The 14,725-nt window shown below is 47.1% G+C and carries 12 protein-coding genes, 2 tRNA genes and 1 other RNA gene; 8 read left to right on the top strand and 7 right to left on the bottom strand.

Annotation, left to right across the window (positions count from 1 at the left end):
• Window position 1: 1 nt before the first annotated feature.
• A complete protein-coding gene (gene narI / locus IX31_RS03925) occupies window positions 2-679 on the top strand; it encodes a respiratory nitrate reductase subunit gamma (protein WP_034455855.1) in 678 nt (225 codons plus the stop codon).
• Window positions 680-850: 171 nt separating this feature from the next.
• Here the strand turns inward: narI and IX31_RS22180 are convergent.
• The 5 genes from IX31_RS22180 to IX31_RS03905 form a co-directional block, all read right to left on the bottom strand.
• Window positions 851-981: non-coding RNA, RtT sRNA (locus tag IX31_RS22180), on the bottom strand.
• A 44-nt stretch (window positions 982-1,025) separates the two neighbouring features.
• Window positions 1,026-1,110, bottom strand: a tRNA-Tyr gene (locus IX31_RS03920).
• A 50-nt stretch (window positions 1,111-1,160) separates the two neighbouring features.
• Window positions 1,161-1,245 (bottom strand) — tRNA-Tyr (locus IX31_RS03915).
• Window positions 1,246-1,409: 164 nt separating this feature from the next.
• Window positions 1,410-2,252, bottom strand: a complete 843-nt coding sequence (gene purU, locus IX31_RS03910) for a formyltetrahydrofolate deformylase (RefSeq protein ID WP_034455854.1) — start codon at window positions 2,250-2,252, stop codon at window positions 1,410-1,412.
• 55 nt (window positions 2,253-2,307) lie between these two features.
• The gene (locus IX31_RS03905) at window positions 2,308-2,766 is read right to left on the bottom strand and encodes a YchJ family protein (RefSeq protein WP_034455852.1); all 459 of its coding nucleotides are present in this window, start codon (window positions 2,764-2,766) and stop codon (window positions 2,308-2,310) included.
• A gap of 116 nt (window positions 2,767-2,882) precedes the next feature.
• Here IX31_RS03905 and rssA point away from each other — a divergent pair, with 116 nt between their 5' ends.
• From rssA to IX31_RS03880, 5 genes are all read left to right on the top strand, one after another.
• Entirely contained in the window at window positions 2,883-3,791 is a 909-nt protein-coding gene (gene rssA, locus IX31_RS03900; RefSeq protein ID WP_034455850.1) for a patatin-like phospholipase RssA, read from the top strand.
• Window positions 3,792-3,884: 93 nt separating this feature from the next.
• Entirely contained in the window at window positions 3,885-4,898 is a 1,014-nt protein-coding gene (rssB, locus tag IX31_RS03895; protein WP_034455848.1) for a two-component system response regulator RssB, read from the top strand.
• Between the two features lie 200 nt (window positions 4,899-5,098).
• Window positions 5,099-6,007: a UTP--glucose-1-phosphate uridylyltransferase GalU gene (gene galU / locus IX31_RS03890; RefSeq protein ID WP_034455847.1), complete on the top strand. Its 909-nt coding sequence runs from the start codon at window positions 5,099-5,101 to the stop codon at window positions 6,005-6,007.
• Between the two features lie 24 nt (window positions 6,008-6,031).
• The gene (locus tag IX31_RS03885) at window positions 6,032-7,372 is read left to right on the top strand and encodes a UDP-glucose dehydrogenase family protein (protein ID WP_034455846.1); all 1,341 of its coding nucleotides are present in this window, start codon (window positions 6,032-6,034) and stop codon (window positions 7,370-7,372) included.
• A gap of 14 nt (window positions 7,373-7,386) precedes the next feature.
• Entirely contained in the window at window positions 7,387-8,397 is a 1,011-nt protein-coding gene (locus IX31_RS03880) for an NAD-dependent epimerase (protein WP_034455845.1), read from the top strand.
• 149 nt (window positions 8,398-8,546) lie between these two features.
• Here the strand turns inward: IX31_RS03880 and hns are convergent, their stop codons facing one another.
• Window positions 8,547-8,957, bottom strand: coding sequence for a histone-like nucleoid-structuring protein H-NS (gene hns, locus IX31_RS03875; RefSeq protein WP_034455843.1), 411 nt, complete (start codon window positions 8,955-8,957; stop codon window positions 8,547-8,549).
• 555 nt (window positions 8,958-9,512) lie between these two features.
• Between hns and tdk the strand changes: the two genes are divergently transcribed.
• On the top strand, window positions 9,513-10,118 hold the full coding sequence (tdk, locus tag IX31_RS03870) for a thymidine kinase (protein ID WP_034455842.1): 606 nt from the start codon (window positions 9,513-9,515) through the stop codon (window positions 10,116-10,118).
• 123 nt (window positions 10,119-10,241) lie between these two features.
• On the opposite strand, the gene adhE is transcribed toward tdk, so the two are convergent.
• Window positions 10,242-12,926, bottom strand: coding sequence for a bifunctional acetaldehyde-CoA/alcohol dehydrogenase (gene adhE / locus IX31_RS03865; protein ID WP_034455841.1), 2,685 nt, complete (start codon window positions 12,924-12,926; stop codon window positions 10,242-10,244).
• Between the two features lie 478 nt (window positions 12,927-13,404).
• Between adhE and IX31_RS03860 the strand changes: the two genes are divergently transcribed.
• The gene (locus tag IX31_RS03860; protein ID WP_034455840.1) at window positions 13,405-14,052 is read left to right on the top strand and encodes a YchE family NAAT transporter; all 648 of its coding nucleotides are present in this window, start codon (window positions 13,405-13,407) and stop codon (window positions 14,050-14,052) included.
• Window positions 14,053-14,725 lie beyond the last annotated feature (673 nt).

Genomic DNA, 14,725 nt, shown 5'->3' with positions numbered 1-14,725 from the left:
CATGCAATTTCTCAATGTGTTCTTCTTTGACATCTACCCGTATCTTTGCGGGACAGTGTTCCTGGTCGGTAGCTGGTTGCGTTATGACTACGGCCAGTACACTTGGAAAGCGGGTTCCAGTCAGATGCTCGACCGTAAAGGCATGAACCTGGCATCAAACCTGTTCCACATCGGTATTCTGGGTATTTTTGCTGGCCACTTCCTTGGGATGCTGACGCCGCACTGGATGTACGAGTCGTTCCTGCCTCTTGAAGTGAAGCAGAAAATGGCGATGTTTGCCGGTGGTGCGAGTGGTGTGATGACGTTGATTGGTGGCGGTCTGCTGTTGAAACGTCGTTTGTTCAACCCACGTATTCGCGCGACGTCTACAACTGCAGATATTCTGATCCTCAGCCTGCTGGTGATCCAGTGTGCTCTGGGCCTGGGAACTATTCCGTTCTCGGCACAACATATGGACGGCAGCGAGATGATGAAGCTGGTTGGCTGGGCACAGACGGTTGTGACCTTCCACGGCGGTGCATCTGAGCATCTGGATGGCGTGGCGTTTATCTTCCGTGTGCATTTAGTGTTGGGTATGACACTGTTCCTGCTGTTCCCGTTCACCCGTCTGGTGCACGTCTGGAGCGCGCCGGTTGAGTATCTGACGCGTAAGTATCAGGTTGTTCGCGCTCGTCGCTAAGTGATGTGTTCCTGATTTGAAAATACCTGGCTTCGGCCGGGTATTTTTTTGTCTGTTTTTTTGAGTGGCAGGTGGTTTTGTAGGGTGGATAAGCGAAGCGTCATCCAACAAACCAACCAAAATGGTTGAATATGATGCGATTTGGAATTTGTTTGGAGGTACTTCAGGAGATGGTGGCGGGGGAAGGATGACTCGACGCTTTGCGTCTCGCCCTTCGGGTCGTTGCCTGCGGCAACGCTTTCTCGCTACGCTCGAATCGAACCTTAGTCGAAGCTTCTCATCCTTCCCCAACGGGAATATGAAAGATTGTGCGATTTTGAATTTGTTTGGAGGTATTGCTAGAGAATGGTGGCGGGGGAAGGATTCGAACCTTCGAAGTCGATGACGGCAGATTTACAGTCTGCTCCCTTTGGCCGCTCGGGAACCCCGCCAGGGGTATGATGCTTGTTTGAAACTACTGGCCGTACTTGCTGCTTGAAGATGGTGGCGGGGGAAGGATTCGAACCTTCGAAGTCGATGACGGCAGATTTACAGTCTGCTCCCTTTGGCCGCTCGGGAACCCCGCCAGGGGTATTACATTTTGTTGGCTTTCTTGCTCGCATCCTTTGTCTGGAAGCGGGGCGCATCATATCAAATGAAGCGCCGCTGTAAAGCATTCACTATAAGAAAATGAATCGTTTGCCGTTTTTTTACACGTAACGTCGTAAACCTAAGCAATTACATGATTGATCTACAGAATAATCGTGCGATTCCCGTATACAAACACTCGCTGGGCCAACACTTGATACAATGCACGACTCAAAACGTTTTTCTCAACATCACGCCCGGCGCGCATCATATCTTCTGCGGTATAGGTGTGATCGACGTGAATAACATCTTGCATGATGATTGGGCCTTCATCCAGATTGTCATTCACATAGTGCGCAGTGGCACCGATGATCTTCACGCCACGCTCATAAGCCTGGTGATAAGGACGGGCACCGATAAAGGCAGGCAAGAATGAGTGGTGGATATTGATAATCTGGTTCGGGAAGCGTGAAACAAATTCCGGAGTCAGCACGCGCATATATTTAGCCAGCACCACATAATCAGGTTTGTGCGCTTCAATAGCGTCAGCCATCTGCTTATCGTGATCTTCACGCGTCAGCCCTTCATGACTCACCAGTTCGAACGGAATATCAAAACGTTCAACCAGGGTACGCAAAGTCTCATGGTTACCAATAACGGCAGCGATTTCGACATCCAGGCCGCCGTAGTTGGCTTTCATTAATAGATCACCCAGACAGTGCGCTTCTTTAGTGACCAGAATCACCACGCGGCGACGTCCTGCAGGAATGAGTTCACGTACTGAACCTTCAGGCAATGCGCCATCCAAATCTGCCAGCAGAGTTGTATCGTTGAAAATACCTTCGAGTTCGGTACGCATGAAGAAACGGCCGGTGCGATGGTCGACAAACTCATTGTTCTGAACAATGTTCAGTTCGTGTTTGTAACAAATGTTGGTGATCTTGGCGATAAGCCCTTTTGCATCGGGGCAGATGGTGCGTAGTACTTTTCGTTGTAATGCTTGCATTGCAGGCTAAGTCCTGTTGTACGTGTGTTTGCTAACTGATTTGTGCCACGGAGCGCTATTGCCCACAACACTTTTTATATTTTTTCCCAGAACCGCAAGGGCAGGGATCATTGCGACCAAACTGCGGGCGTGTTCCATCGACATAGTACCACTGGCCGTTTTCCTTTAAGAACCGAGAACGCTCGATAATGGCATTTTCTTCGCCTTGTTCTTCAAAACGCGCGACAAAACTGACGAAAGCTTCGTTTTCATCGTGTACGGCAGTAGCTTCATAAACTGTCAGACCTAACCACGAGGTTACGCCAAAACTTCCTGAAATATCTGATTTCAGGGAAGGGCTACGGGTTTGCGGATGCCAGGTCGCTACGAGGTAATCTGCATCTTGCATCACGTAAGCACAATAACGTGAACGCATTAGCTGTGATGGGGTTGGCGCAAGCTGGTCTGCGCGTAGGTATGGCTGGCAACATAAGCTATACTCCAGACCGCTACCACAAGGGCAAAGTTGCGACACAGCATCTCCTTGGTTACAAAAAAATAGTCGGCGTAAATACGCGGGGTAGTTATGTTAACTGAGCTGTGGCGAGTTCGCCACGCGGTGTTAAACCGGGGAAGATAGACCGAGGCGGAATGAGACAGGTAAAGATCGGCCTGGCATTAGGGTCGGGAGCAGCAAAAGGATGGGCGCATATTGGTGTCATTAATGCGTTAAAGCGAGCAGGCATTCAGGTTGATATCGTCGCAGGTTGCTCGGTGGGGGCGCTGGTGGGTGCCGCTTATGCCAGTAATCGTTTACCGATGATGGAACGCTGGGTGCGTTCGTTCGGCTATTGGGATGTACTGCGACTCATGGACCTTTCCTGGCGTCGTGGCGGTTTGTTGCGTGGCGAGAGAGTTTTCAACAACGTCCGCAAAATCATAACCGAAGAGAAGATTGAGGACTGTGCATTACGTTTTGGCTCTGTTGCCACCAATTTAAGCACCGGGCGCGAGTTGTGGTTCACGGATGGCGATTTGCATCAGGCTGTTCGGGCATCTTGCAGTATGCCGGGGCTTTTGTCGCCGGTCGGGTATAACGGCTACTGGCTGGTGGATGGCGCAGTGGTTAACCCGGTGCCTGTTTCGCTAACGCGTGCGTTGGGGGCCGATATCGTGATTGCCGTCGACCTGCAACATGATGCGCATCTGATGCAGCAAGATTTACTCTCCGTCAATATGACGACTCCTCTGGCTGAAAATCAGGTGCAACCTGATTCATGGCGTGGTCGTTTACGCGAACAGCTCGGAAAAATCACTACCCGGCGCGCCAATACCACGCCAACGGCCATGGAAATCATGACCACCTCTATTCAGGTGCTGGAAAACCGCTTAAAGCGTAACCGTATGGCGGGTGACCCACCGGATATTTTGCTGCAACCTTTTTGCCCCCAGATTTCTACGCTTGATTTCCACCGTGCCGCGGAAGCGATAAGCGCGGGCAGTCTGGCCGTCGAGAAAAAGATGGATGAGCTACTGCCATTGGTTCGTACCCATGATTGAGTATGGTGAAAACTCGCATCTTCAGGCAATTCTGACAGGCGGTGATTGTCATACCATGCCACTATTGATCTATCGCCAGTCAGGGGAGCGAAAATGACACAGCCACTCGTTGGAAAACTGATTCTCATTGTTGAGGATGAGCCCGTTTTTCGCTCTTTACTGGAAAATTATCTCTCTTCCTTAGGTGCGGTCATTGCTGTTGCAGTCGATGGTATAGACGCTCTGGAAAAGATGACCAGTTTTTCGCCCGATCTGCTGATTTGCGATCTGGCTATGCCACGCATGAATGGATTGAAACTGGTAGAGCACTTGCGTAATGAAGGAGTGCAGACGCCAATACTGGTGATCTCCGCCACGGAAAACATGTCGGATATCGCTAAAGCGCTACGCTTTGGGGTGCAGGATGTCCTGCTCAAGCCCATTAAAGATCTCAATCGTCTACGTGAAACCGTTTTCGCCTGCCTCTATCCCAACATGTTTAATTCGCGTGTCGAGGAAGAGGAGCGGTTATTTCAGGACTGGGATGCGCTGGTCAGCGACCCGCAGGCTGCATCTACATTACTGCAAGAACTACAACCTCCGGTACAACAGGTGATTTCGCATTGCCGGGTGAATTACCGCCAGCTAATTACTCTTAATCAACCAGGACTTGTTCTGGATATTGCGGCGTTGTCAGAGAACGACCTGGCATTTTATTGTCTTGATGTGACAAGAGCAGGGGATAATGGGGTGCTGGCAGCGTTGTTATTAAGAGCTCTATTTAATGGGCTATTGCAGGAACAACTCTCCAAACAAAACCAACGTTTACCTGAGCTCGGTAATTTACTCAAACAAGTGAATCAATTATTACGTCAGGCCAATCTTACCGGGCAGTTTCCGCTGATGGTGGGTTATTATCATAGCGAGCTCAAAAACCTCATTTTGGTATCGGCTGGGCTAAATGCCACCTTAAATACCGGTGAGCATCAAATTCAGGTCAGCAATGGTGTGCCTTTAGGGACACTGGGCAATACTTATCTCAATCAAATTAGCCAGCGCTGTGAGTCATGGCAGTGTCAGGTTTGGGGAAGTGGCGGGCGATTACGGCTGATGTTGTCTGCGGAATGAGCATCTGGATGGTTGAAATCATTTAGGTTTTCTCCCCTATCATTGCTGGTGGTAATATCGTATCTATCCAAATCGTATTAGTCTTAAATTATCAACGCAACGGGTAAACAGCCGCAGATTCCATTTTTAAGCTGATATACTCGAGACGTTTTTTTAATTGACGTGCAAGTGAAAACTTGAACAGTCCAGGAGATTTTTCAATGGCTGCCATTAATTCTAAAGTAAGAAAAGCAGTAATCCCTGTCGCGGGATTGGGCACACGTATGTTACCGGCTACCAAGGCTATTCCAAAAGAGATGCTGCCTTTAGTCGATAAACCGTTAATTCAGTATGTGGTCAATGAATGTATCGCCGCAGGCATTACTGAAATTGTGCTGGTGACTCACTCTTCGAAAAACTCCATCGAAAACCACTTCGATACCAGCTTTGAACTTGAAGCTATGCTGGAAAAACGTGTTAAGCGCCAGTTGCTGGATGAAGTTCAGGCTATTTGCCCTCCACATGTCACTATCATGCAGGTTCGTCAGGGTCTGGCTAAAGGTTTGGGTCACGCCGTGCTGTGTGCTCATCCTGTCGTTGGCGACGAGCCAGTAGCCGTTATCCTGCCAGACGTTATCCTGGATGAGTTCGAATCCGATCTTTCCCAGGACAACCTGGCTGAAATGATCAAACGTTTTGATACAACAGGCCACAGCCAGATTATGGTTGAGCCGGTAGAAGATGTTACCGCTTACGGTGTTGTTGACTGCAAAGGTGTTGAGTTAAACGAAGGCGATAGCGTGCCAATGGTCGGTATTGTTGAGAAACCTAAAGCCGATGTTGCTCCATCTAATCTTGCAGTTGTAGGCCGTTATGTTCTGACCGCCGACATCTGGCCGCTGCTGTCCAAAACACCTCCAGGTGCTGGTGATGAAATTCAGCTGACTGACTCTATTGCTATGTTGATGGAAAAACAGACTGTTGAAGCCTATCACATGAAAGGCGTGAGCCATGATTGTGGTAACAAACTCGGTTATATGCAGGCGTTTGTGGAGTACGGTATCCGTCACAGCACTTTGGGCGCAGATTTTAAAGCCTGGCTAGAAGAGACAGTTGGCGCGAAAAAGTAATTCATTTCAACGCAGGATAGAAAGATGAAAGTTACTGTATTTGGTATCGGCTATGTTGGACTTGTGCAGGCCGCCGTGCTTGCGGAAGTTGGTCACGATGTAATGTGCATAGATGTCGATGCGAAGAAAGTCGAAAATCTGAAAAACGGCGTGATCCCAATTTTTGAACCCGGCTTAACGCCGCTGGTGAAGAAAAACTATGAAGAAGGCCGTTTACAGTTCAGCACCGATGCTGAAATGGGCGTCCTCCATGGTGAAATGCAGTTTATTGCCGTTGGTACTCCTCCGGATGAAGACGGGTCTGCTGACCTGAAATATGTCACCGCTGTTGCACGTACTATCGCGCAGCACATGACATCCCACAAAGTTGTGCTCGATAAATCTACCGTTCCTGTCGGAACCGCAGACAAAGTGCGCAGCGTGATGGAAGAAACGCTGAAAGCCCGTGGCGTGGATATCCCATTTGATGTGGTTTCAAACCCTGAATTCCTGAAGGAAGGGGCGGCAGTTTCTGACTGTATGCGCCCTGAGCGTATTGTTATCGGTACAGATAACGATGATGTTGTGGATTTGCTGCGTGAGCTGTACGAACCGTTCAACCGCAACCACGACCGCATGATCCTGATGGATATCCGCAGTGCTGAGCTGACCAAGTACGCGGCAAACTGTATGCTGGCGACGAAAATCAGCTTTATGAACGAGATCTCTAACCTGGCAGAACGCCTGGGCGCAGATATCGAAAAAGTGCGTATGGGTATTGGTTCAGACTCCCGCATTGGCTACAGCTTTATCTACCCAGGCTGTGGCTATGGCGGCTCCTGCTTCCCTAAAGACGTGCAGGCTCTGATTCGCACCGCCCAGCAGATTGGCTATACGCCACGTATTCTGCAGGCGGTAGAAGAGGTCAACCATGACCAGAAGTTAAAACTCCCTGAGTTTATTACTCGTCATTTCGGAGAAGATCTGAAAGGCAAAACCTTCGCGCTGTGGGGGCTTTCTTTCAAACCGAATACCGACGATATGCGTGAAGCCTCCAGTCGCGTCCTGATGGAAGCGCTTTGGGAACGTGGTGCTCAGGTGCAGGCGTATGACCCGGAAGCAATGGACGAAGCTCAGCGCATTTACGGACATCGTCCAGATCTGAAATTGATGGGAACTAAAGAAGCTGCATTACAAGATGCAGATGCTCTGGTTATTTGTACAGAGTGGCAAAGTTTCCGTGCACCTGATTTTGATGCAATCAAGAAATCCCTAAAGCAACCAGTTATCTTTGACGGCCGTAACCTGTATGATCCTGAGAGACTCAACAAGCGCGGCTTTGTTTATTATGCAATCGGCCGCGGAGCGTCCATCAATATTGCATAATAAATGAGGGTTGTATGAAATTTCTGGTTACCGGCGCCGCAGGCTTTATTGGATTTCATGTCAGTGAACGACTGCTGGCAGCCGGTCACCAGGTTATCGGTATCGATAACCTGAATGACTATTATGATGTCAATCTTAAGCAAGCTCGCCTTGATCTCCTCGCTCTACATTCTTCATTCCGTTTCGATGAAATTGACCTTGCCGATCGTAATGCCATGGCTGAATTATTTGCCAAAGAGAAATTTGATCGTGTGATTCATCTTGCTGCACAAGCAGGTGTGCGTTATTCCATCGATAACCCTCACGCTTATGCGGATTCAAACCTTGTAGGGCATTTAAATGTTCTTGAGGGTTGTCGCCATAATAAAGTGGGGCATCTGTTATATGCTTCGTCCAGTTCGGTATATGGACTAAATCGCAAACTTCCGTTCTCAACTGACGACTCTGTTGATCATCCAATATCATTATATGCGGCAACCAAAAAAGCTAACGAGTTGATGTCGCATACATACTCGCACTTATATGGGTTACCGACGACCGGTTTACGCTTTTTCACTGTTTATGGTCCATGGGGGCGCCCGGATATGGCGTTATTTAAATTTACCCGTGCGATTGTCGAAGGAAAGAGTATCGACGTTTATAATCATGGGCAAATGCGTCGTGACTTCACTTATATTGATGATATTGCAGAGGCGATCGTTCGTTTGCAGAATGTCATTCCTCAGGCTGATTCCGAGTGGACAGTAGAGGAAGGAACTCCGGCGACAAGCTCAGCACCTTATCGAGTTTATAACATTGGGAACAGTAATCCGGTTACGTTGATGGATTATATTACTGCGCTTGAAACCTCTTTAGGCAAGGTTGCTCAGAAGAATATGATGCCAATGCAGCCAGGCGACGTTCTGGAGACGAGTGCGGACACGAAAGCGTTGTATGATGTTATTGGCTTTAAACCACAGACCTCGGTACAGGATGGCGTACAGCGCTTTGTAGATTGGTACAAGGCATTCTATAAAGTCAGCTGATGCTGGGATTGGTGGGCAGTTAAATGAAAAAGGAAGCCTGGCTTCCTTTTTTATTAGCGCAATTTATAGCAACAAAGATTTGCTAATCATATCCCCAAAATAAAAATCCCGCCGAAGCGGGATTTAATAAGCAGCACTAAAAGCGAAAATTAGGCGATCAGGAAGTCTTCCAGTTTCTTGCCTTGCTCTTCCATTGCTTTTTTGATTACAGCTGGAGTACGGCCCTGGCCAGTCCAGGTTTTGCTTTCGCCGTTTTCGTCGATGTACTGATATTTAGCTGGACGTGCAGCGCGTTTTGCTTTGCCTGCAGTTTTAACAGCAGCCATGCTATTCAGTAATTCATTAGGATCAATGCCGTCAGCAATTAGCATTTCACGATATTGTTGCAGTTTACGAGTACGCTCTTCAATTTCTGCTGCAGCAGCATTATCTTCTTCACGGCGTTCGTTAACAACAACTTCTAATTTTTCCAGCATTTCTTCCAGCGTTTCCAGGGTACATTCTCTGGCTTGTGCACGAAGAGTACGGATGTTGTTCAGAATTTTAAGTGCTTCGCTCATTTTAGTAATCTCAAACTTATATTGATGGTTGGCTTGTTGGGCTAATAATAGAGGCTTAAATTAAGTTCTGCAATAGGAAGTAATGTAAGGAATTCAAAATTCCATAATATTTTGTCGATTTATAAATGGGTATTAACTTAAATTTTGGCTTGCATCGAAGGTTAAGAAAACGTGAGGAACTCACTTTTTCTACAACAACCCTGATAGTTTCGGGGTTGCCGAAGTAGTAAATTGAGACATAAACGCATTAATGGTGAAATATCAACCTTTGGTATTATTGCCTGTAATGGTGGATATTTTTAATAGATAATTATTATTAGTGATTCAATGGATTTCAGGGAATAGCAGCAAAAACACTGAAAACTCCGTAAGTTAAGTGCAACGAGGTGAACATTGAACATACACCGGTTTCAGGCACTCCACTCTATGGTTTATATATCTCTCGAACAATCTATGAATTCTTCCCGAAGTCATAAGGTGAAAGCAACTCCCTAACAGCTTATGATATAATCCTGTGTTAATAATATTTACATTTTAACTCAGGCTAGCTGACCAATGGCACAACTTTACTTTTACTATTCCGCAATGAACGCGGGTAAATCTACGGCATTACTGCAATCGTCATACAACTATCAAGAGCGCGGAATGCGCACGCTGGTGTATACCGCAGAAATTGACAATCGGTTTGGTTCTGGAAAGGTGAGTTCGCGTATTGGATTATCGTCGCCCGCAAAGCTCTACAATGGCTCAACGCAATTATTCAATGAAATACGTGAGGAGCATCAGCGTGATGCTGTGCATTGTGTTCTGGTTGATGAATGCCAGTTCCTGACACGCGATCAAGTGCTGGCGTTATCAGACGTCGTAGATGAATTAGATATTCCCGTATTATGTTATGGGCTTCGTACTGATTTCCAGGGCGAGCTATTTGGTGGAAGCCAATATTTATTAGCGTGGTCAGACAAGCTCGTGGAATTAAAAACCATCTGTTTTTGTGGACGTAAAGCCAGCATGGTTTTGCGTCTCGACCAGGAGGGGCGCCCGTATAACCAGGGAGAGCAGGTTGTGATTGGTGGGAACGAGCGCTATGTGTCAGTTTGCCGTAAACACTATAAAGAAGCGTTGCAAACAGGCTCTCTGGAAGGCATTCAGAGCGAATAAAATTTAACGGGAAGGCAAAGGGATGCCTTTCTCATTCATCGCCGTGAGATGCTTTGTACGACGTTTTTAGAAATCAGAAACAAAAAAACCCGCCGAAGCGGGTTTTTTTGTTAGCAATAACAATTAAGCGGTTTTCTTCGCTTTCTTGTCAGCTTTAGCAACAGGAGCGACTGCTTTAGCCTGCGCTGCTTCGTTGCCATCTTCGGTGAATTCACGACCGTAGAAGGTATCCATCAGAATTTGTTTCAGTTCAGAGATCAGTGGGTAACGTGGGTTGGCACCGGTACACTGGTCATCGAACGCATCTTCAGACAGTTTATCAACGTGAGCCAGGAAGTCAGCTTCCTGAACGCCAGCTTCGCGGATGGACTTAGGAATACCCAGTTCAGCCTTGATGCTGTCAAGCCATGCCAGCAGTTTCTCGATCTTAGCAGCAGTACGGTCGCCCGGTGCGCTCAGACCCAGATGGTCTGCGATTTCAGCATAACGACGACGCGCTTGTGGGCGGTCATACTGGCTGAATGCAGTCTGCTTGGTTGGGTTGTCGTTCGCGTTATAACGGATAACGTTGGAGATCAACAGGGCGTTCGCCAGACCGTGAGGAATGTGGAACTGTGAACCCAGTTTGTGAGCCATTGAGTGACACACACCCAGGAAGGCGTTAGCAAACGCGATACCTGCGATAGTCGCAGCGTTGTGTACACGCTCACGAGCAACTGGGTTTTTAGAGCCTTCGTTGTAAGATGCTGGCAGGTTTTCTTTCAGCAGTTTCAGCGCTTGCAGAGCCTGACCGTCAGAGAACTCGCTCGCCAGAACAGAAACATAAGCTTCAAGTGCGTGAGTCACGGCATCCAGACCACCGAATGCACACAGAGACTTAGGCATGTCCATGACCAGGTTGGCATCAACAATCGCCATATCTGGAGTCAGAGCGTAGTCAGCCAGTGGGTATTTCTGGCCAGTTGCATCATCAGTTACAACGGCAAACGGAGTCACTTCTGAACCAGTACCGGAAGTGGTGGTAACCGCGATCATTTTCGCTTTTACGCCCATTTTCGGGAACTTGTAGATACGCTTACGGATGTCCATGAAGCGCAGAGCCAGTTCTTCGAAGTGAGTTTCTGGGTGCTCGTACATAACCCACATGATTTTCGCAGCATCCATCGGGGAACCGCCGCCCAGCGCGATAATCACGTCTGGTTTGAAGGAGTTCGCCAGTTCTGCACCTTTACGTACTACGGACAGAGTTGGATCAGCTTCTACTTCGAAGAAGACTTCAGTTTCAACGCCAGCTGCTTTCAGAACAGAGGTGATCTGGTCTGCGTAACCGTTGTTGAACAGGAAACGGTCGGTAACGATCATCGCACGTTTGTGACCATCAGTAATCACTTCGTCCAGCGCGATTGGCAGGGAGCCACGGCGGAAGTAGATAGATTTCGGAAGTTTATGCCACAACATGTTCTCAGCTCGCTTAGCAACGGTTTTCTTGTTGATCAGGTGCTTAGGACCCACGTTCTCAGAGATGGAGTTACCACCCCATGAGCCACAACCCAGAGTCAGGGAAGGCGCGAGTTTGAAGTTGTACAGGTCACCGATACCACCCTGAGAAGCAGGGGTGTTGATCAGGATACGTGCAGTTTTCATTTTGTCGCCGAAGTGCTTAACGCGCTCTGGCTGGTTGTCCTGGTCTGTGTACAAGCAAGAGGTGTGGCCGATGCCGCCCATCTCAACCAGTTTCTCAGCTTTAACAACCGCATCTTCGAAGCTCTTAGCACGGTACATAGCCAGAGTTGGAGACAGTTTTTCGTGAGCAAACGGCTCAGATTCGTCAACAACGCTAACTTCACCAATCAGGATCTTGGTGTCAGCCGGTACTGTGAAGCCTGCCAGTTCAGCAATTTTAGTTGCTGGCTGACCAACAATAGCTGCGTTCAGTGCGCCGTTTTTCAGAATGATATTCTGTACGGCTTTCAGCTCTTCGCCCTGCAGCATGTAGCCGCCGTGAGAAGCGAAACGCGCACGTACTGCATCATATGCAGAGTCAACAACAATGACGGACTGTTCAGAAGCACAGATTACGCCGTTATCGAAGGTTTTAGACATCAGGATAGAAGCAACAACACGTTTGATGTCGGCAGTTTCGTCAACAACAACAGGGGTGTTACCTGCGCCTACGCCGATTGCTGGTTTACCGGAGCTATAAGCGGCTTTAACCATGCCTGGGCCACCGGTTGCCAGAATCATATTGATATCTGGGTGGTGCATCAGTGCGTTAGACAGTTCAACAGAAGGCTGGTCAATCCAACCAATCAGATCTTTAGGTGCACCGGCAGCGATTGCAGCTTGCAGAACGATGTCTGCTGCTTTATTGGTCGCATCTTTTGCACGTGGGTGTGGAGAGAAGATGATCGCGTTACGCGTCTTCAGGCTGATCAGAGATTTAAAGATAGCCGTTGAAGTTGGGTTAGTGGTTGGCACGATACCGCAGATGATACCGATTGGCTCAGCGATGGTGATAGTACCGAAGGTGTGGTCTTCATCCAACACACCGCAGGTTTTCTCATCTTTATAGGCGTTGTAGATATACTCTGAAGCAAAGTGGTTTTTGATCACTTTATCTTCAACGATACCCATGCCAGATTCGGCAACGGCCAGTTTCGCGAGAGGGATTCGAGCATCTGCAGCAGCCAGAGCGGCGGCGCGGAAGATTTTATCAACTTGCTCTTGAGTAAAGTTGGCATATTCACGCTGGGCTTTCTTGACGCGCTCTACGAGTGCGTTAAGTTCAGCGACATTAGTTACAGCCATAATGCTCTCCTGATAATGTTTAAACTCTTTTAGTAAATGAGCTGCTCGAGACGACAGTATAGTCAGCGGGCAACAGCTTGCGTAAAAGACGGGCCACGACTATCCAAAAACTTCCCAAAACATCTTGCTGATTTACTAAAAGAGCCTTATCGAAAAACCTATTCATCGTGTGAATTAAATGCTCTTCGGATGTATCCAAGAGTACTCACTTCTGAGTAGGTTTTTTGTGATTTACATCACATTATATTAAGGCTGACTCCATTCAGCATGACTGATTTAGGTTACTGATAAGTCTTTAAAATTTCCGTCACAGCAATAGCGAAACAAATTACCATATTTTCAACATGTGGGTAACAATATCGTTTAATATCGCATTTGCTTATAAAAGTAGTTATATATGCTGCGAAAGTGCGTGGCGCCAACACCTGTTTTCCATTACATTACGCCGGCCTTTGCTACTTTATTTGCGGAGTTTTGAGTGGCTCAATCCTTGTTCGATTTGCCTACCTATTTTAAGTTCTTTATTGGCTTGTTCGCGCTGGTAAACCCAGTGGGAATCATCCCTGTATTTATCAGTATGACCAGCTACCAAACGGCGTTGGCCAGGAATAAAACAAACCTCACTGCGAATCTCTCAGTAGCGATTATTTTATGGACGTCATTGTTCCTTGGTGATGGGATCCTGCAATTATTCGGCATATCAATTGATTCCTTCCGTATTGCTGGTGGTATCCTGGTGGTCACTATTGCGATGTCGATGATCAGCGGCAAACTCGGGGAAGATAAACAGAATAAACAAGAAAAATCAGAAAGCGCTATCCGTGAAAGTGTGGGTGTCGTGCCATTGGCATTGCCTTTAATGGCAGGCCCCGGTGCAATCAGTTCGACTATTGTATGGGGCACGCGTTACCATAGCTGGAATTATTTGGTTGGTTTTTCAATCGCTATTGCACTCTTTGCTTTTTGTTGCTGGCTGGTTTTCCGCCTTGCGCCGTGGTTAGTCCGTTTGTTGGGGCAAACTGGTATCAACGTTATTACCCGTATAATGGGGTTGTTGTTGATGGCGCTGGGTATTGAATTTATAGTGACTGGCCTGAAAACTATCTTCCCAGGGTTATTAAGTTAGTTCTGCTGAAAGAGGCAAATGAAAAAGCAGAATAACTATTCTGCTTTTTTTGTTAATTTTTTACCAATGCGATTAAAGCATAAGCATTTTTTTAGTTTTCATAAGAAAGTTATTCATAAGAAAATGCTTTGGAAACCGCGTATTAACTCCCTTCAGTTTTCCCCGCTGTACATAAAACTGACAATCAGTTCGTTATTTAACTCACACTACACAATGATGCTTGCTGCCGCTTTATTGAGATGATATTAGTAAATCATGCCATCAAGCAGATGAATGTGCTAAAAAATAACCAATTGTTAAATTTTCGTGAATGATAATTGAGTGCCGTAAGCCCAGGTGAAATCCATCTTTCTTTTCAGCGGTATATCTTTTATTTTTAAAGAGTTAACCGATTCTCTGGCACGGGAAAAACATCGTTACGAACCGCTCTCTGAATAGATAAAAGAGAAATGGTTAACAAATTTGCAAATTGTATTGGCGGGCATCAGAGGCTTTTGATACTTTCCGGGCAACACAATTATCTGAGAAATGTTTCATTTACAGATGACTCATAAAAATCAACCTGGGTACAGGGTAGGTTGATTAAGAATCGACGGAGCAGGGTGCCAATAAGAGCATCCCAAAAAATAAAGTCGGTGATAGCAAGCAAGACAGAAGTTAATCCGGGCAGTCG

It is taken from the genome of Buttiauxella noackiae (assembly GCF_000737905.1).
Lineage (GTDB): Bacteria > Pseudomonadota > Gammaproteobacteria > Enterobacterales > Enterobacteriaceae > Buttiauxella > Buttiauxella noackiae.
The sequence above is the reverse complement of the archived record's forward strand: the minus strand, read 5'-3'. Positions and strand labels throughout refer to the sequence as shown.

Excerpts from the sequence above, each read along its gene's own strand:
- galU (WP_034455847.1), top strand. The coding sequence starts at position 5,099 with ATGGCTGCCATTAATTCTAAAGTAAGAAAAGCAGTAATCCCTGTCGCG.
- narI (WP_034455855.1), top strand. The coding sequence starts at position 2 with ATGCAATTTCTCAATGTGTTCTTCTTTGACATCTACCCGTATCTTTGC.
- purU (WP_034455854.1), bottom strand. The coding sequence starts at position 2,252 with ATGCAAGCATTACAACGAAAAGTACTACGCACCATCTGCCCCGATGCA.
- tdk (WP_034455842.1), top strand. The coding sequence starts at position 9,513 with ATGGCACAACTTTACTTTTACTATTCCGCAATGAACGCGGGTAAATCT.
- rssA (WP_034455850.1), top strand. The coding sequence starts at position 2,883 with ATGAGACAGGTAAAGATCGGCCTGGCATTAGGGTCGGGAGCAGCAAAA.
- IX31_RS03885 (WP_034455846.1), top strand. The coding sequence starts at position 6,032 with ATGAAAGTTACTGTATTTGGTATCGGCTATGTTGGACTTGTGCAGGCC.
- hns (WP_034455843.1), bottom strand. The coding sequence starts at position 8,957 with ATGAGCGAAGCACTTAAAATTCTGAACAACATCCGTACTCTTCGTGCA.
- IX31_RS03880 (WP_034455845.1), top strand. The coding sequence starts at position 7,387 with ATGAAATTTCTGGTTACCGGCGCCGCAGGCTTTATTGGATTTCATGTC.
- adhE (WP_034455841.1), bottom strand. The coding sequence starts at position 12,926 with ATGGCTGTAACTAATGTCGCTGAACTTAACGCACTCGTAGAGCGCGTC.
- rssB (WP_034455848.1), top strand. The coding sequence starts at position 3,885 with ATGACACAGCCACTCGTTGGAAAACTGATTCTCATTGTTGAGGATGAG.